This is a genomic window from Pseudomonas sp. KD5, assembly GCF_012932895.1.
Lineage (GTDB): Bacteria > Pseudomonadota > Gammaproteobacteria > Pseudomonadales > Pseudomonadaceae > Aquipseudomonas.
This window is the reverse complement of record NZ_JDWJ01000003.1, coordinates 143,178-159,841: the sequence shown is the minus strand read 5'-3', so window position 1 is coordinate 159,841 and position 16,664 is coordinate 143,178. Positions and strand designations below refer to the sequence as shown.

The following is a 16,664-nucleotide window of genomic DNA, read 5'->3' as shown; positions in this document are numbered from 1 at the left end:
TGAACAAAGTGGCATATCTGCCTAACTGTCGGCGCTTTCGCCTTGTCCAGAACAGAGCACCCGTCGATAGAGCGCAGCCTGCAGGTCCTCGAATTTCACCGGTTTGTTCAGGTAGTCGACCACGGTGTCGCTCGGGCAGTGCACTCGGTCCACACTCAGGGCAATCATGAACACAGGTAATTCGGCGCAACCCGGCAACGCACGGATCCGGCGGCAGATGGAGGCGCTGTCCGCTGGCGGCAACTGGCAATCGAGCACTACCGCGTCAACCGCTTCACACTGCAATTGATCGAGCGCAGCAAGGCCATTGTCAGCGGTGCGTACCCGGAACCCAAGCTTGAGCAACATGCCGCGCATCACCAATTGATTGATGCTGTTGTCATCGACCAGCAATACCGTGCACTCCTGGGGCAAGCGCAGGCCGGTGGTTTGCCGGGTGATCGAGGAGGCGGGCTCTACCACCGCCAGCTCGAACTCGACGTCGAGCTGGAAGCGGCTTCCACGGCCCAGTTCCGAACGGTGGCTCAGGCGGCCGCCGAGCAATTCGACCAACTGCCGACAGATCGCCAGGCCAACACCCAGACCGCCGTACTCACGGGTCATCGAACCGTCGAGCTGGAAGAAGCGCTGGTACAGCGTCGCCTCTCCCAAATCGGTAAAACCGATGCCGGTGTCGATCACCGCAAAAGACAGCGCCAGCCGACCCGGCTCTGCCGCCGGTTTACCCGTCACCCGCAGCGCCAGACCACCGACTCGGGTAAATTTGATTGCGTTGTCCAACAGGCATTCCAGGCATTGCACCAGCTTGCCGCTGTCGCCGAACAAACGATCCGGCAACCCGGGCGTTACCTCGACCTTGAAGTCCAGCGACTTGCCCGACGCATTGCCATCGAATTGCCCGCGCAAAGACTCGACTGTACTGCGCAAGCTGAACGTGTCCGGATAGACCTTGAGCTTGCCGGCCTGCAACTCGGTCAAGGTGAGGATGCTATTGACCATGCGCATCATGTCCCGCGCCGAACCTGCCGCCGTTTGCTGATATTGCTCCAGCTCTGGGTTCATCTCGACGGTCTGCATCAGCTCCAGCGAACCGATCACACCGTTCATGGGCGTGCGCAGTTCATGGGTCAGGGTGGCGAGGAATTCGTCTTTGAGCCTGTTGCTGTGAGCCAGTTGCTGGTTCAGTACTTCGAGTTTCTGACCGGCATCGAACAACGTCTGCGCCTGTTGTTCGCGCATCGCGTTGATACGATCGGCCAAGGCCAGGGACAGCAGCGCCACTTCGATCGCCGAGCCGATCTGGCTGGCGTACATGGTGAGGAACACGTTGGGCAAATAACCCAGCACCATCATCGTGTTGACGACACCACCGAGCAAAAATGCCGACCAGGCAATGATGAAGTAACGCGCCACCCTCAAGCCACGCCACCAGGCGAAAACCCCGGCAGCGAAAATCACCACGGTAAAGACCAGCGCCAACGCCGTCGCCAGACGCAGGGCCAGGGCGTAACTGGTCATCAAAGACAACCCGACCACCAGCGCACTGAACGCGATCAGCGCCAATAGCACACGGTCCAGCCAGCGGCTGTGGGTGGCCGTCCGCAGGAAGCTGCGGGCAAACTGGCTGCCGAACAACCCCGAACAGCCGATGAAGAACGGCGTGGCGGCGTTGGCCCACCACGGATTGTTCGGCCAGAAATACTCCACGGCCGCGCCGTTCACCGACAGCTGATACAAGCCGAACGAGGCGATGTAAAAGATGTAATAGAGGTAACTGGTATCGCGCACGCTGAGAAAGATGAACAGGTTGTAGACCAGCATCCCCAGCAACACGCCGTAGATCAGCCCCAGCACGTAGAGCCGCACCGGCTGTTCTTCAAGGTAAGCAGTGCTCGACCACAAGGTGACGGGCGCCTGAATCGAGCCTTCGCTTTGCAGACGCAGGTACACGGTTTGCGCCTGCCCGGGCGCAAAGTTCAGATCGAACAGATAGTTGTTCTGACGAATCTCTCGAGTGGCGAACGGCAGTGCATCGCCCGTCTGTCGGGCCAATTGATAGTCACCGCCAGCATCGGGCAAGTACAGATCAAGATGATCGAGGGGCGGATAGGCCAGTTCCAACAGCCAGGTTCGTTGCGCCGACGGATTGGTCGGACGGTATTGCAGGTCGATTTTCAGCCAGAACGCCGAACGCGAATAGCCGGCGTTGAGGGTGGCTTTATCGTGGGGTTTGAAGTGCCCGGCCGCGGCTTGCGCACGGACATCGGCAATGGTCGCTTGACCGCCCGCGTCTTCATAAACCTGCATCGTTCGGCCCAGGGGAAGGCTCTGGGTGAACTCGTCGAACTCGACGGCGCTCGCCAGGAGGGGCAAGCACAACAGCAACATCAACAAATAGCGCATTTAAGCCCCAGCGTGGCCTGTCCGGTTCTGTCAGGAAGCCCCCCATTCCTTTTGAGTAGACGTAAAACCGGTATTACCTGTTATTGGTTTGGATCCACTCTAGCATAGCCGTTGCTGGCCATTGAACACCATTGAAATTTTTCCTACAAAGGCTCTAGAACGGGCGTTCCAGCGCAATGTATTGAGCTAGAGCTGTTGGCTTGATCAGGATGTGACAATGCCCCGGTGGGTGATGAACACCTGTGGCGAGGGGGCTTGCCCCCGTTCGGCTGCGAAGCAGTCGTAAATCTGCCGACGCGGTGTTCCAGACAGAAGGCAAAGGGGGCGCTTCGCACCCCAACGGGGGCAAGCCCCCTCGCCACAATGTATTGGCCGCGATGGCTGCCACAACACCCGAAAAACATGTTTGGTGGTAAGCTCGCGCACCATGAATATCTACAGCTCTCGCCCCGTTGTCCTCTGTCTCTCCGGCCACGACCCTAGTGGTGGCGCCGGCTTGCAGGCAGATATCGAAGCCCTGCTTGCCCAGGGTTGCCATGCGGCTCCGGCCGTCACCGCCCTGACCGTGCAAGACACGGTCAACGTCACTGACTTCCGCGTACTCGATCGTGAGTGGGTGCTGGCCCAGGCCAATGCCGTGCTCAACGACTCCGAAGTCGCCGCCGTCAAACTGGGCATGCTCGGTTCCCTGGAAATGGTCGACACCGTGGTCGAACTGCTTTCAGCGCACCCGCATTTGCCAGTGGTCTGTGACCCGGTGCTGCGCGCCGGCGGTGGCGGACGACTGGGCAAGGACGAAGTCGGCTACGCCATGCGCGAACGCTTGCTGCCATTGTCGATTATCGCCACCCCTAACCTTCCCGAAGCCCGCATCCTCGCCGAACTGCCCGAAGGCACCGCCGACGAGTGCGCGGAAAAACTCCTGCCATTCGTCAAACACCTGCTGATCACCGGCGGCCATGGCGACGAACACGAAATCCACAACCGCCTGTACAGCCGCGACGGTCGCCGCGAAACCTTTACCTGCCAGCGCCTGCCTGGCAGTTATCACGGTTCCGGTTGCACGCTGGCCAGCGCCCTCGCCGGCCGCCTGGCCCAGGGTGAACACCTCGCCAGTGCCGTACAGAGCGCGCTTGACTACACTTGGCGCACCCTGCGAGATGCGGAACAGCTGGGCAAAGGCCAGTTCGTGCCCCGCCGCCTGCCGCTGGATTTCTGTTCGTAACTTTCGATGCGTAAAGCGCAGAGGCTTGTCCGATGAAACTACGTGGCCTGTACGCCATTACCGACAGCCAGCTACTGGCCGGTAAATTTCTTTCGTACGTGGAGGCGGCGCTCGAAGGCGGCGTCACCCTGCTGCAATACCGCGACAAAAGCAGCGACGAGGCCCGCCGCCTGCGCGAGGCCGAAGCCCTGCGTGATCTGTGCGATCGCTACAAGACCCAGCTGATCATCAATGACGACGCTGAACTGGCCGCGCGACTGAATGTCGGCGTGCACCTGGGCCAGACTGATGGCCCACTGATGCCGGTGCGAGCACTGCTCGGGCGTCAAGCGATCATCGGCTCGACCTGCCACGCACAACTCGAACTCGCCGAACAAGCCGCCAAGGAAGGCGCCAGTTACGTCGCCTTCGGCCGCTTCTTCAATTCCAACACCAAGCCCGGCGCACCGGCATGCAGCCTCGACTTGCTTGACCAGGCCCGCAGCAAACTGCACCTGCCGATCTGTGCGATCGGCGGCATCACCCTGGACAACGCCGCCCCGCTGGTGGCCCATGGGGTCGATCTGCTGGCGGTGGTGCATGGCCTGTTCGGCGCCGAGAGCACGGCTGAAGTGACGCGTCGCGCCCGCGCCTTTAACGAATTGTTCAAATCCTGATTTTGAGAGCCAAATAATGTCTCGTTCCGAAACCCTGTTTGCCAATGCCCAGAAACACATCCCCGGAGGCGTGAACTCGCCTGTTCGTGCGTTCAAGAGCGTTGGCGGCACGCCGTTGTTCTTCAAACACGCCGAAGGCGCCTACGTCACTGACGAAGACGACAAGCGCTATGTGGATTACGTCGGTTCCTGGGGCCCGATGATTCTCGGCCATAGCCACCCGGACGTGCTGGACGCGGTGCGCAAACAGCTTGAGCACGGATTGTCCTATGGCGCCCCGACCGCGATGGAAACCGAGATGGCCGATCTGGTCTGCTCGATCGTGCCATCGATGGAAATGGTGCGCATGGTCAGCTCCGGCACCGAAGCGACCATGAGTGCGATCCGTCTGGCCCGTGGTTTCACCGGTCGCGACAGCATTATCAAATTCGAAGGCTGCTACCACGGCCACTCCGACAGCCTGCTGGTCAAGGCCGGTTCCGGCGCCCTGACCCAAGGCGTACCGAGCTCGGCCGGTGTACCGGCGGCGTTCGCCAAACACACCCTGACCCTGCCGTTCAACAACATCGACGCAGTAGAAGCCATGCTTGCCGAAGTCGGCCAGGACGTGGCGTGCATCATCGTCGAACCGGTGGCCGGCAACATGAACTGCGTACCGCCGGCACCGGGTTTCCTCGAAGGCCTGCGGACCCTGTGCGACAAGCACGGCGTGGTGCTGATTTTCGACGAAGTGATGACCGGTTTCCGTGTCGCCCTCGGCGGTGCCCAAGCCTATTACGGCGTAACACCGGACCTGAGCACCTTCGGCAAGATCATCGGTGGCGGCATGCCGGTGGGCTGCTTCGGCGGCAAACGCAAAATCATGGAACACATCGCACCACTGGGCCCGGTCTACCAGGCCGGTACGTTGTCGGGTAACCCGCTGGCGATGGCGGCTGGCCTGACCACGCTGCGCCTGATCAGTCGTCCGGGTTTCCACGCCGAACTGAGCGACTACACCAGCCGCCTGCTCGATGGCCTGCAACAGCGCGCCGACGCCGCCGGCATTCCGTTCGTGACCACTCAGGCCGGCGGCATGTTTGGTCTGTACTTCAGCGGCGCCGACGACATCGTCACCTTCGATGACGTGATGGCCAGCGATGCGAACCTGTTCGGGCGCTTCTTCCACCTAATGCTCGAGGGCGGCGTGTACCTGGCGCCGAGCGCCTTCGAAGCCGGTTTCACCTCGATCGCCCACGGCGAAACCGAGTTGAAACTGACGCTGGACGCCGCCGAACGTGCCTTCGCCGCACTGAAGTAATTCTGCGACGCTGACGTTGGCGATTGCCAGCGTCAGCTTTTACCTACATCCGCAGCCTTTTTCCTGCTCAGCTGCCAATAATCCCCCGCAAAGTGGGTGATATAGTCCCCGCGCAGCAGAAAAACGAGTAAAGACTTTGTAAGGTTGGCCCTGCTTATTTCATAATGCGCGCTTATTGGATCCCTCGACGGGTCCGCGCGCCCCTCAGAGGTAAGTCGATTCCCATGAACCGCACCGGCCGCACCCTTGCATTGGGCTGCCTGTTGCTCCTTCAGCCCCTGCTCGCGCTCGCACAAGCAGGCGGCAACTCGTTGTTGATCCCGGCGATGGGTCGCTGCACCCTCAATACTCAGCCGCAAGACCTGACGCAAGCGCTCACCGCCTGCCAGAAAGCGTCGGATGAAGGGGATGCGCAAGCGCAATACGAGTTGGGTGAGTTCTACTACGAAGGCAAAAGCGTGCCGCGCGACCTCAATAAAGCCCTGAGCTACTTCGAAAAGGCCTCGCTGCAAGGTCATGCCCAGGCGCAATTCAAACTCGGCACCATGTTCTTCCATGGCGAAGGCGTACCGGCCAATAACATTCAGGCGTATATCGTGCTGAAAATGGCCGCGGTCAACGGCGCCGAAGACGCGCTGGACACCGCCGACGAAGTCGCCGAAAAAATGCCCCGCGAAGATCTGGAAGTTGCTACCCAGGTGCTGGGGCAAATTTTCCGTAAATACCTGATGGAATTGCAGAGCGCCGACGGGCGTACGCCGTTTTCGCCACTTCCCTGAATTGAACACGGGCTCCTGTGGCGAGGGGGCTTGTCGGAACGCCGCATCGCCCCGTTCGGCTGCGCAGCAGTCGTAAAGTCAGCACACGCGGCTTGCCTGGAAGATAGAGGTGGCTGATCTCAGGGCCGCTTCGCAGCCCAACGGGGGCAAGCCCCCTCGCCACAACAAGCTCCTTCAGCCAATCAACCTGCTGCTTACTTCTCAGGCATCGGCATCGGAAACGGCATGACATTACCGACCGCGCCGCGGGCTTCGCTGATTTTCGGCGTGCCAAGGCGTTCGACCTCGTCGATGCGCACGATCGAATGCATCGGCACAAAACTGCGCACAACGCCTTCGAACTGAGCCTTGAGCTTTTCCTCGCTCGGATCGACGACCACTTGTGTGCGCTCGCCAAAGACGAACTCTTCCACTTCCAGAAAGCCCCACAGATCACTTTGATAGATCTGCTTGGCGTACATTTCGAACACCTGGCCCTGATTGAGGAAAATCACCTTGTAGATTGGAGCTTCACGTTTGGTCATGGTGGGCGGGTAACACATCGGGGATAAAAATGAGGGCGCGAACTATAGCATAGCCACCGGACGCGCAGCGGTAGGAACCTTGGGACATGTTCCCTATAATGCGCGGTTCTTTGAATCACGTGATGAATCTTTCCATGGCCAAGAAGCTTTACATCGAAACCCACGGTTGCCAGATGAACGAGTACGACAGCTCGCGCATGGTCGATCTGTTGGGTGAACATCAGGCCCTGGAAGTCACTGCCCGCGCTGAAGACGCCGACGTGATCCTGCTCAATACCTGCTCGATCCGTGAACGCGCCCAGGACCGGGTGTATTCCCAGCTCGGCCGCTGGCGCGAACTGAAACTGGCCAATCCGGAAATGGTCATCGCTGTCGGCGGTTGCGTGGCCAGCCAGGAAGGCGCGGCCATCCGTGATCGCGCTCCGTATGTCGACGTGGTGTTCGGCCCGCAGACCCTGCACCGCCTGCCGGAAATGATCGACGCCGCACGCGCTACCAAACTGCCGCAAGTCGACGTCTCGTTCCCGGAAATCGAAAAATTCGACCACTTGCCCGAACCGCGCATCGATGGACCGAGCGCTTACGTGTCGGTCATGGAAGGCTGCAGCAAGTACTGCACCTTCTGCGTGGTGCCTTATACCCGCGGTGAAGAAGTCAGCCGGCCGTTCGACGACGTGATCGCCGAGATCATCCACCTGGCCGAAAACGGCGTGCGCGAAGTGACCCTGCTGGGGCAAAACGTCAACGGCTATCGCGGGACCACTCACGATGGTCGTCTGGCCGACCTGGCGGAATTGATCCGGGTGGTCGCCGCCGTCGATGGCATCGACCGGATTCGCTACACCACTTCGCACCCGCTGGAGTTCTCCGACAGCCTGATCCAGGCCCACGCCGACGTGCCGGAACTGGTAAAACACCTGCACTTGCCGGTGCAATCGGGCTCTGACCGAATCCTCGCGGCGATGAAGCGCAATCACACCGCGCTGGAGTACAAGTCCAAACTGCGCAAACTGCGGGCCGCCGTGCCGGGGATCTGCATCAGTTCGGACTTCATCGTCGGCTTCCCGGGCGAGACCGAAAAAGACTTCGAACAGACCATGAAGCTGATCGAAGACGTCGGTTTCGACTTCTCCTACTCGTTCGTCTACAGCCAACGCCCGGGCACCCCGGCCGCCGACCTCGCCGACGAAACGCCGGAGGAACTGAAAAAAGAACGCCTGAATGCCCTGCAACATCGCCTGAACCAGCAGGGGTTCGAGATCAGCCGACAAATGGTGGGCTCCGTTCAGCGGATTCTGGTCACCGATTATTCGAAAAAAGACCCTGGCGAACTGCAGGGGCGCACCGAGAATAACCGTATCGTCAACTTCCGCTGCGACAATCCGACCCTGATCGGCCAGTTCGCCGACGTGCACATCGACGCCGCGCAACCGCACTCGCTACGGGGTTCGTTGATCCAATAACACCTCGCCTCCTGCGGGAGCCGGGCTTTTGTGGCGAGGGGGCTTGCCCCCGTTGGATCGCGAAGCGGTCCCCAATACTTTGCGACTGCTTCGCAGCCGGACGGGGGCAAGCCCCCTCGCCACAGTTCAAGTGTCAGATTCCGGCATCTTATTTAAGAGCTTTCGCACCCAGGCGACTGGCGTTATCCTTTATTTCATCAATATTGCCCCAGGGCGGCTAAATACGACCTTGAACGCACCCATAGAACCACATCGCTTCATCCTCGAGCCTTTTGAAGCTCGCCGCTTCGCCAATCTGTGCGGGCAATTCGACGAGCATCTGCGCTTGATCGAACAGCGCCTGACCATCGAGATCCGCAACCGCGGAAACCAGTTCGAACTGATCGGCGAGCCCAAGCACACCACCTCCGCGGAAAACCTCCTGCGTCGCTTGTACCGGGAAACCAAGGGTACCGAGCTGTCGCCGGACATGGTTCACCTGTTCCTGCAGGAATCGGCCGTCGAGGAACTGGACAACCACTCCCCCGCCGAACCGTCCGTCGCCTTGCGCACCAAAAAAGGCATGATTCGTCCTCGCGGCTTGAATCAACTGCGCTACGTGAAGGAAATCCTCGGTAACGACATCAACTTCGGCATCGGCCCGGCCGGTACCGGCAAGACCTATCTGGCTGTTGCCTGCGCGGTAGATGCACTGGAACGCGAGCAGATTCGTCGCATTCTGTTGGTGCGTCCGGCGGTTGAAGCGGGTGAAAAACTCGGCTTCCTGCCCGGCGATCTGTCGCAAAAAATCGACCCGTACCTGCGCCCGCTCTACGACGCGCTCTATGAAATGCTCGGCTTCGAATATGTCGCCAAGCTAATCGAGCGTCAGGTCATTGAAGTCGCGCCACTGGCCTACATGCGCGGCCGCACGCTGAACAACAGCTTCATCATCCTCGACGAAAGCCAGAACACCACCGTCGAACAGATGAAGATGTTCCTGACCCGGATCGGCTTTGGCTCCACGGCAGTCATCACCGGTGACATCACCCAGGTCGACCTGCCACGCGGCACCAAGTCCGGGCTGCATCATGTGATCGAAGTGCTCAAGGACGTTCCGGGCATCAGCTTCACCCACTTCCAGCCCAAGGACGTGGTGCGCCATCCGCTGGTGCAACGCATCGTCGAGGCGTACGAGCGCTTCGAAAATCGCGCTGCCGATGCCGCGCCAAAGGACACCCCACACGATGCTTGAGCTTGATCTGCAACTGGCCAGCGACGCACCTGCCCCGAGTGAAGCCGAGTTCCGGAAATGGTGCGAACTGGCCCTGCGCCAGCGCACCGCCGACTCCGAGCTGACCATTCGTCTGGTCGACGAAGAAGAAGGCCGCGAACTGAATCACACCTGGCGGCAGAAGGATTACGCCACCAACGTGCTGTCATTTCCTGCCGACGTGCCGGACGAGTTGCTGGATATCCCGTTACTGGGCGATCTGGTGATTTGCGTGGCCGTGGTCGAGCGCGAAGCCGCCGAACAAGGCAAGGCACTCAACGCCCATTGGGCGCATCTGGTCATTCACGGCTGCTTGCATCTGCTTGGTTACGACCATATAGATGACGACGAAGCCGAAGAAATGGAAGCACTGGAACGAACGTTGCTTGCAGAACTGGGTCATCCGGACCCTTATGCGGACGACGAAACAGACACATCCCCTATCGTTACAACAAAGGATTCAGAGTAATCGCTATGAGCGAAGATCGATCGAGCAACGGGCAGAAGTCTTGGCTGGGTAAGCTCACCCAGGCTTTTGCCCACGAGCCGAAGAACCGCCAGGAGCTGCTGGAGCTGCTGCGCGATGCACACCAAAACAAGTTGCTGGACAGCGAAGCGCTGGCCATCGTCGAAGGCGCCATCCAGGTTGCAGACCTGCAAGTACGGGACATCATGGTCCCGCGCTCGCAGATGATCAGCATCAAGGCGACCCAGACACCTCGCGAGTTCCTGCCTGCCGTGGTCGACTCGGCCCACTCCCGCTACCCGGTGATCGGCGAAAGCCATGATGACGTGATGGGCGTGTTGCTGGCCAAGGACTTGCTGCCGTTGATCCTCAAGGAGAACGGCGACAGCTTCAACATCAAGGACCTGTTGCGCCCGGCCACCTTCGTGCCCGAGTCCAAGCGCCTGAATGTGCTGCTGCGCGAGTTCCGCGCCAACCATAACCACATGGCCATCGTCATTGACGAATACGGCGGCGTGGCCGGTCTGGTGACCATCGAAGACGTGCTCGAACAGATCGTCGGCGACATCGAAGACGAGCACGACGTCGAAGAAGACAGCTACATCAAGCCGCTGCCCAGCGGTGACTTCCTGATCAAGGCCCTGACGCCGATCGAAAACTTCAATGAGTTCTTCGACAGCGAATTCTCCGACGACGAATTCGACACCGTCGGCGGTCTGGTAATGAGCGCGTTCGGGCACTTGCCAAAACGCAACGAAATCACCGAAATCGGCGCCTATCGTTTCCGCATCCTGAACGCCGACAGCCGTCGGATTCATTTGCTGCGTCTGACACCTATAGCTCGGTAACTCTAAGGATTGAAATGCGCTGGATGACCCGCCCCGGCTGGCCCGGTAACCTGCTGGCCGTGGCGGCCGGTGCACTCACCACCCTGGCCTTGGCGCCATTCGATATCTGGCCGCTGGCATTGCTGGCGGTCGGTTTCTTTTACGCCGGTTTGCGCGAACTGAGCCCCCGCCAGGCCTTGGGCCGTGGCTGGTGTTTCGGTTTCGGCCTGTTTGCCGGCGGAACCAGCTGGATCTACTACAGCATTCACAACTTCGGCGGCGCATCTGTACTGCTGGCCGGGTTCTTGATGCTGCTCTTCACCGCAGCGATTGCCTGGTTCTTCGCCCTGCCTGCCTGGATTTGGGCGCGCTGGCTGCGCCGTAACGAAGCGCCGCTGGCCGATGCCCTGGCGTTTGCGGCGCTGTGGGTGGGCCAGGAAGCCTTTCGCGGCTGGTTCCTCACCGGTTTCCCGTGGCTATATTCCGGTTACAGCCAGCTCGACGGCCCATTGGCCGGGCTCGCGCCGGTCGGCGGGATGTGGCTGATTTCCTTCGCGCTGGCCCTGACCGCCGCGCTGATCTACAACGCACCGCGCCTGATTCGCACCGCTCGCAAGGGCTTTATTGCCGCTGGCGTGTTGCTGCTGGCCGGCCCGTGGGTGATCGGCATCGCGCTCAAGGAACACGCCTGGACCAGCCCTTCGGGTGCGCCGCTGAGCGTCGCGGCGATTCAGGGCAACATCGAACAAAGCATGAAATGGGACCCGTCGCAGATCAACGCGCAGTTGGCGCTGTACCGCGACATGAGTTTCAGCTCCAAACCCGTCGACCTGCTGATCTGGCCGGAAACGGCGGTCCCGGTGCTCAAGGAGTCCGCCGAGGGCTATCTGGACATGATGGGCAGCTTCGCTGCAGATCGTAAATCCGCGCTGATTACCGGCGTGCCGATTCGCCAGGAAGTCCATCACGAGAAGCGCTACTTCAACGGCATCACCGTTGTCGGTGAAGGTGATGGCACTTACCTGAAGCAGAAACTGGTGCCATTCGGTGAATACGTTCCGTTGCAGGAAGTCTTGCGCGGCCTGATCGCGTTCTTCGACCTGCCGATGTCCGACTTTGCCCGTGGACCGGCCGATCAACCGCTGCTACAGGCCAAGGGCTATCAGATTGCGCCGTACATCTGCTACGAAGTGGTCTACCCGGAATTCGCCGCCGGCCTCGCCGCCCGCAGCGATTTGCTGCTGACCATCAGCAACGACACCTGGTTCGGCACCTCGATCGGCCCATTGCAACACTTGCAGATGGCGCAGATGCGCGCCCTCGAGGCCGGCCGCTGGATGATCCGCGCCACCAACAACGGCGTGACCGGCCTGATCAATCCGTTCGGCCAGATCACTGCCCGGATCCCGCAGTTCGAACGCGGTATTCTGTACGGCGAAGTGGTGCCAATGCATAACCTGACGCCGTATCTGCAATGGCGTTCGTGGCCGTTGATCATCATTTGCGTGCTGTTGTTTGGCTGGGCGTTGATGGCCAACCGGATGGCGAAGACCGTTTAACCCGGCAGGATCATTCCCATGCACTGGAGTGGGAATGATCACTCCTCAACGGGCTCGCCTCGATAGAACATCCAATACCCGACCTGCCCCACGAGCTCATTCATCAACTGCCCCGATTGCCAGATCGATTTGAATTCTGGCATCCAGCCACCCAGTGGCCGCGCATTGTCCACGCCTAAAAACCCCACCGGCGCCGGCACCACCTCAAATCCGGCCTGTTCAAAGCTCCAGACCGCCCGCGGCATATGCCACGCCTGAGTCACGACCACCACCCGTTTGATCCCCTGCGGCAACAATACCTGGGCGCTGAACTGCGCGTTTTCCCACGTTGTGCGGCTGCGCCCTTCCTGCCAGCGTACCGTCACGCCAAAATCATCGAGCAACGAATCCGCCATCAGCTGCGCTTCAGTCGGCGGTGTCCCGTAATGCAGGCCGCCGCTGGCCAGAATCGGCAAGCCGGAAGCCTTGGCTAGACGCGCGGCATAACGCTCGCGCCCAAGTCCTACGCCGGTGGGCTGGTCGACGCCCCAGGCCAGGTCGCCACGCTCACGCCCGGAACCCAGCACCACGATCGCATCGGCGCGCTGGCCCAGGGTGGCCCATTCCTCGCGTACGAGCGGCGGCTCGCGCTCCAGAACCCTGGCAGTCCACTCCACCATGACTGGCAGGCTCATCAACCAGAAGCCGCCCACCCCCATAACGAAGCACGCTCCCGCCAGCCTCGGCCTTGAGCGGCGCCACCACCAGGCGAGTACCAGTAACAGCAAAAGAACGCCGGGCGGCAATAGAAGTTGTTTAATGAAATAACGAAAAGGCATCGGGCATCTCCATAGATGCCCGAAGCCTAAGTGGGTTAACGCAATGCGACAACAAATGCGGAAGGACTTTATTTCAAAAAACCATATGCGATGGTTTCAAGTGTCCTTACTTGAACTGCAGAGACCGGACCTTTACCGCGCCTCCGCCGGGTGTCTTATCCTTGAGCCAGACAATCTTGGCCGTACGTGGTGCCTCGAGTTGCTTCACTGCTGCTGACAAGCATCCGTGCGTTTCACGTTCACTGCGGTCCAGATAGGCCTTGACCAGTTCAAACTCTGCGGGGGTCAAACCACGCAGTTCCAGCTCCAGGGGACGCTCGTCGCGAAGCCGTCCAGCGGTTTTGGCCGCGTCCAGGGCCATTGCGAGACGGTCGATCAGTCTTTCGTACAACTCCGGTTTTGTAGCTTTTTGCTGTGAATCAACCATCCATCACCTCATTGAAGATAAGACTCACTCCCCTTTTAGAGCTTAGCTTCGCTGAAAAAACCGGCTGAGCGCCGCGACCAACGGCCCTTGGGGCGGGAATTGGCCGCGCCCTTGCGTGTAATCAGGGTTTCCCTCGGTAGAGTGCCGTCATGTATGCTACGGCGCTTCCTGTAACTCCACTTCCAGCTCGGCTGGGCAGCGAAACGCCGATTTGGCGTCATCACCGTCCAGCGTTGCATTGAAGAGGATTAGGCCACCCCTATTCAGTTCAAAAGTAGCCATGCACGAACAATATCAGCCCCGTGAAATCGAAGCCGCCGCCCAGTCGTTCTGGGACGAGCAAAAGTCCTTTGAAGTCAGTGAACAGCCAGGCAAGGAGACTTTCTACTGCCTGTCGATGTTCCCTTACCCCAGCGGCAAGCTACACATGGGGCACGTGCGCAACTACACCATCGGCGACGTGATCTCCCGCTACCAGCGCATGCAAGGCAAGAACGTCCTGCAACCCATGGGTTGGGACGCCTTCGGCATGCCGGCGGAAAACGCCGCGATGAAGAACAACGTAGCGCCCGCCAAGTGGACCTACGAAAACATCGCCTACATGAAAAGCCAGCTGCGTAGCCTGGGCCTGGCGGTGGACTGGTCGCGCGAAGTGACCACCTGCAAGCCCGATTACTACCGCTGGGAACAATGGCTGTTCACTCGCCTGTTCGAAAAAGGCGTGATCTACAAAAAAAGCGGCACCGTGAACTGGGACCCGGTCGACCAGACCGTTCTGGCCAACGAGCAAGTGATCGACGGTCGCGGCTGGCGTTCCGGCGCGCTGATTGAAAAGCGCGAAATCCCGATGTACTACTTCAAGATCACCGCTTACGCGGATGAGCTGCTGGAGAGCCTCGACGAACTGACTGGCTGGCCTGAACAGGTCAAGACCATGCAGCGCAACTGGATCGGCAAATCCCGCGGCATGGAAGTGCAGTTCCCATACGACGTCGCTTCCATCGGTGAAGCCGGCGCGTTGAAAGTCTTCACCACCCGTCCGGATACCCTGATGGGCGCAACCTACGTTGCCGTGGCCGCCGAACACCCTCTGGCTGCCCTGGCGGCGCAGAACAACCCTGAACTGCAAGCGTTCATCGCTGAATGCAAGGGCGGCAGCGTTGCTGAAGCCGACGTCGCCACTCAAGAGAAAAAAGGCCTGCCGACCTCGCTGTTCGTCGAGCACCCGCTGACCGGTGAGAAACTCCCGGTATGGGTCGCCAACTACGTGCTGATGCACTACGGCGATGGCGCGGTCATGGCAGTTCCGGCGCACGACGAGCGTGATTTCGAGTTCGCTCACAAGTACAACCTGCCGATCAAATCGGTGGTGCGCACAAGTGCAGGTGACACCAATCCTGCCCCGTGGCAGGACGCTTACGGCGAGTACGGCACGCTGATCAACTCCGGCGAGTTCGACGGCCTCGACTTCGCAGGCGCTTTCGACGCCATCGAAGTCGCACTGATCAAGAAAAACCTCGGCGCCTCGCGCACCCAGTTCCGTCTGCGCGACTGGGGCATCAGCCGTCAACGCTACTGGGGCTGCCCGATCCCGATCATCCACTGCGATACTTGCGGTGATGTGCCGGTCCCGGAAGATCAACTGCCTGTCGTGCTGCCGGAAGACGTGGTACCGGATGGCGCTGGTTCGCCATTGGCGCGCATGCCCGAGTTCTACGAGTGCGCTTGCCCGAAATGCGGCGCACCGGCCAAGCGTGAAACCGACACCATGGACACCTTCGTCGAGTCCTCGTGGTACTACGCCCGTTACGCCTCGCCGCACTTTGAAGGTGGCCTGGTAGAAAAATCGGCGGCCGACCATTGGTTGCCGGTGGATCAGTACATCGGCGGTATCGAACACGCGATTCTTCACCTGCTCTACGCGCGCTTCTTCCACAAGCTGATGCGCGATGAAGGCCTGGTGAGCTCCAACGAGCCGTTCAAGAACCTGCTGACCCAGGGCATGGTGATCGCCGAGACTTACTACCGTCGCGAAGCCAACGGTGCCTACACCTGGTTCAACCCGGCGGACGTCGAACTCGAACGCGACAGCAAGGCCAAGGTCATTAGCGCCAAGCTGATCGCAGATGGCCTGCCGGTGGAAATCGGCGGCACCGAGAAGATGGCCAAGTCGAAGAACAACGGCGTCGACCCACAGTCGATGATTGACCAGTTCGGCGCAGACACCTGCCGCCTGTTCATGATGTTCGCCTCGCCACCTGACATGAGCGCGGAATGGTCCGACTCCGGAGTTGAAGGTTCGCACCGCTTCCTCAAGCGTGTCTGGCGCCTGGCTCAAGCACACGTCACTCAGGGCCTGCCGGGCAAACTGGATGTCGCCAGCCTGAACGACGAGCAGAAAGCCATTCGCCGTTCGATCCACCAGGCCATCAAGCAGGCCAGCCACGACGTCGGCCAGAACCACAAATTCAACACCGCCATCGCCCAGGTGATGACGCTGATGAACGTGCTGGAAAAAGCCCCGCAAGGCACCGAACAGGATCGCGCGCTGATTCACGAAGGTCTGGAAACCGTGACTCTGCTGCTCGCCCCGATCACCCCGCACATCAGCCACGAGCTGTGGCATCGCCTGGGCCACGCCGACCCGGTGATCGACGCCGGTTGGCCGGTGCTGGACGAAAGCGCCCTGGTACAAGACAGCCTGCAACTGGTCATTCAAGTGAATGGCAAGCTGCGCGGCCACATCGAAATGCCAGCCAGCGCCAGCCGCGAAGAAGTTGAAGCCGCCGCACGGGCCAACGAAAACGTCCTGCGCTTCGTCGATGGCCTGACTATTCGTAAAGTGATCGTAGTGCCCGGGAAACTGGTCAATATCGTCGCCAGCTAAAAATTGGATCGGGCGCCAGGTGAGCCTGGCGCCGAGTAAAACCTTTCGGGCCGTTTGACCGGCCCACATGGTTTCAAG

14 protein-coding genes are annotated in these 16,664 nt (G+C 60.2%); 10 read left to right on the top strand and 4 right to left on the bottom strand.

Annotation, left to right across the window (positions count from 1 at the left end):
- Positions 1 to 21: 21 nt before the first annotated feature.
- On the bottom strand, positions 22 to 2,403 hold the full coding sequence (locus AF70_RS07725; RefSeq protein ID WP_028938843.1) for a hybrid sensor histidine kinase/response regulator: 2,382 nt from the start codon (positions 2,401 to 2,403) through the stop codon (positions 22 to 24).
- A 427-nt stretch (positions 2,404 to 2,830) separates the two neighbouring features.
- Between AF70_RS07725 and AF70_RS07720 the strand changes: the two genes are divergently transcribed.
- From AF70_RS07720 to AF70_RS07705, 4 genes are all read left to right on the top strand, one after another.
- A complete protein-coding gene (locus AF70_RS07720) occupies positions 2,831 to 3,628 on the top strand; it encodes a hydroxymethylpyrimidine/phosphomethylpyrimidine kinase (protein ID WP_019581334.1) in 798 nt (265 codons plus the stop codon).
- 32 nt (positions 3,629 to 3,660) lie between these two features.
- Complete coding sequence (gene thiE, locus AF70_RS07715; RefSeq protein ID WP_019581335.1) at positions 3,661 to 4,284, top strand: thiamine phosphate synthase; 624 nt, start codon at positions 3,661 to 3,663, stop codon at positions 4,282 to 4,284.
- A gap of 16 nt (positions 4,285 to 4,300) precedes the next feature.
- Positions 4,301 to 5,584: a glutamate-1-semialdehyde 2,1-aminomutase gene (hemL, locus tag AF70_RS07710; RefSeq protein ID WP_028938842.1), complete on the top strand. Its 1,284-nt coding sequence runs from the start codon at positions 4,301 to 4,303 to the stop codon at positions 5,582 to 5,584.
- Between the two features lie 224 nt (positions 5,585 to 5,808).
- Entirely contained in the window at positions 5,809 to 6,363 is a 555-nt protein-coding gene (locus AF70_RS07705; RefSeq protein WP_028938841.1) for a tetratricopeptide repeat protein, read from the top strand.
- Positions 6,364 to 6,557: 194 nt separating this feature from the next.
- Here AF70_RS07705 and AF70_RS07700 read toward each other — a convergent pair whose 3' ends face one another.
- Positions 6,558 to 6,887 (bottom strand): DUF1820 family protein, encoded by a 330-nt coding sequence (locus AF70_RS07700; protein WP_003185742.1) that lies wholly within the window; start codon positions 6,885 to 6,887, stop codon positions 6,558 to 6,560.
- A 134-nt stretch (positions 6,888 to 7,021) separates the two neighbouring features.
- Between AF70_RS07700 and miaB the strand changes: the two genes are divergently transcribed.
- The 5 genes from miaB to lnt all read left to right on the top strand — a co-directional run bounded on the left by miaB (position 7,022) and on the right by lnt (position 12,454).
- On the top strand, positions 7,022 to 8,350 hold the full coding sequence (miaB, locus tag AF70_RS07695) for a tRNA (N6-isopentenyl adenosine(37)-C2)-methylthiotransferase MiaB (protein ID WP_019581336.1): 1,329 nt from the start codon (positions 7,022 to 7,024) through the stop codon (positions 8,348 to 8,350).
- A 229-nt stretch (positions 8,351 to 8,579) separates the two neighbouring features.
- Positions 8,580 to 9,584, top strand: a complete 1,005-nt coding sequence (locus tag AF70_RS07690) for a PhoH family protein (RefSeq protein ID WP_019020889.1) — start codon at positions 8,580 to 8,582, stop codon at positions 9,582 to 9,584.
- Complete coding sequence (gene ybeY, locus AF70_RS07685) at positions 9,577 to 10,071, top strand: rRNA maturation RNase YbeY (protein ID WP_018925765.1); 495 nt, start codon at positions 9,577 to 9,579, stop codon at positions 10,069 to 10,071. Before AF70_RS07690 ends, ybeY begins: the two co-directional genes overlap by 8 nt.
- A 5-nt stretch (positions 10,072 to 10,076) precedes the next feature.
- Positions 10,077 to 10,916: an HlyC/CorC family transporter gene (locus tag AF70_RS07680; RefSeq protein WP_007909641.1), complete on the top strand. Its 840-nt coding sequence runs from the start codon at positions 10,077 to 10,079 to the stop codon at positions 10,914 to 10,916.
- Positions 10,917 to 10,930: 14 nt separating this feature from the next.
- Positions 10,931 to 12,454 (top strand): apolipoprotein N-acyltransferase, encoded by a 1,524-nt coding sequence (lnt, locus tag AF70_RS07675; protein ID WP_019581337.1) that lies wholly within the window; start codon positions 10,931 to 10,933, stop codon positions 12,452 to 12,454.
- Positions 12,455 to 12,492: 38 nt separating this feature from the next.
- On the opposite strand, the gene AF70_RS07670 is transcribed toward lnt, so the two are convergent.
- Together AF70_RS07670 and AF70_RS07665 are read right to left on the bottom strand one after the other, a co-directional pair.
- Positions 12,493 to 13,272, bottom strand: a complete 780-nt coding sequence (locus tag AF70_RS07670; protein ID WP_019581338.1) for a YdcF family protein — start codon at positions 13,270 to 13,272, stop codon at positions 12,493 to 12,495.
- 106 nt (positions 13,273 to 13,378) lie between these two features.
- Positions 13,379 to 13,699, bottom strand: a complete 321-nt coding sequence (locus AF70_RS07665; RefSeq protein ID WP_019581339.1) for a hypothetical protein — start codon at positions 13,697 to 13,699, stop codon at positions 13,379 to 13,381.
- A 280-nt stretch (positions 13,700 to 13,979) separates the two neighbouring features.
- On the opposite strand from AF70_RS07665, the gene leuS reads away from it, so the two are divergent.
- Entirely contained in the window at positions 13,980 to 16,586 is a 2,607-nt protein-coding gene (gene leuS / locus AF70_RS07660; RefSeq protein WP_019581340.1) for a leucine--tRNA ligase, read from the top strand.
- Positions 16,587 to 16,664: the final 78 nt, after the last annotated feature.

Bases quoted from the DNA above. Each gene is read 5' to 3' on its own strand.
- AF70_RS07725 (WP_028938843.1), bottom strand. From the start codon at position 2,403: ATGCGCTATTTGTTGATGTTGCTGTTGTGCTTGCCCCTCCTGGCGAGC.
- AF70_RS07720 (WP_019581334.1), top strand. From the start codon at position 2,831: ATGAATATCTACAGCTCTCGCCCCGTTGTCCTCTGTCTCTCCGGCCAC.
- thiE (WP_019581335.1), top strand. From the start codon at position 3,661: ATGAAACTACGTGGCCTGTACGCCATTACCGACAGCCAGCTACTGGCC.
- hemL (WP_028938842.1), top strand. From the start codon at position 4,301: ATGTCTCGTTCCGAAACCCTGTTTGCCAATGCCCAGAAACACATCCCC.
- AF70_RS07705 (WP_028938841.1), top strand. From the start codon at position 5,809: ATGAACCGCACCGGCCGCACCCTTGCATTGGGCTGCCTGTTGCTCCTT.
- AF70_RS07700 (WP_003185742.1), bottom strand. From the start codon at position 6,887: ATGACCAAACGTGAAGCTCCAATCTACAAGGTGATTTTCCTCAATCAG.
- miaB (WP_019581336.1), top strand. From the start codon at position 7,022: ATGGCCAAGAAGCTTTACATCGAAACCCACGGTTGCCAGATGAACGAG.
- ybeY (WP_018925765.1), top strand. From the start codon at position 9,577: ATGCTTGAGCTTGATCTGCAACTGGCCAGCGACGCACCTGCCCCGAGT.
- AF70_RS07680 (WP_007909641.1), top strand. From the start codon at position 10,077: ATGAGCGAAGATCGATCGAGCAACGGGCAGAAGTCTTGGCTGGGTAAG.
- lnt (WP_019581337.1), top strand. From the start codon at position 10,931: ATGCGCTGGATGACCCGCCCCGGCTGGCCCGGTAACCTGCTGGCCGTG.
- AF70_RS07670 (WP_019581338.1), bottom strand. From the start codon at position 13,272: ATGCCTTTTCGTTATTTCATTAAACAACTTCTATTGCCGCCCGGCGTT.
- AF70_RS07665 (WP_019581339.1), bottom strand. From the start codon at position 13,699: ATGGTTGATTCACAGCAAAAAGCTACAAAACCGGAGTTGTACGAAAGA.
- leuS (WP_019581340.1), top strand. From the start codon at position 13,980: ATGCACGAACAATATCAGCCCCGTGAAATCGAAGCCGCCGCCCAGTCG.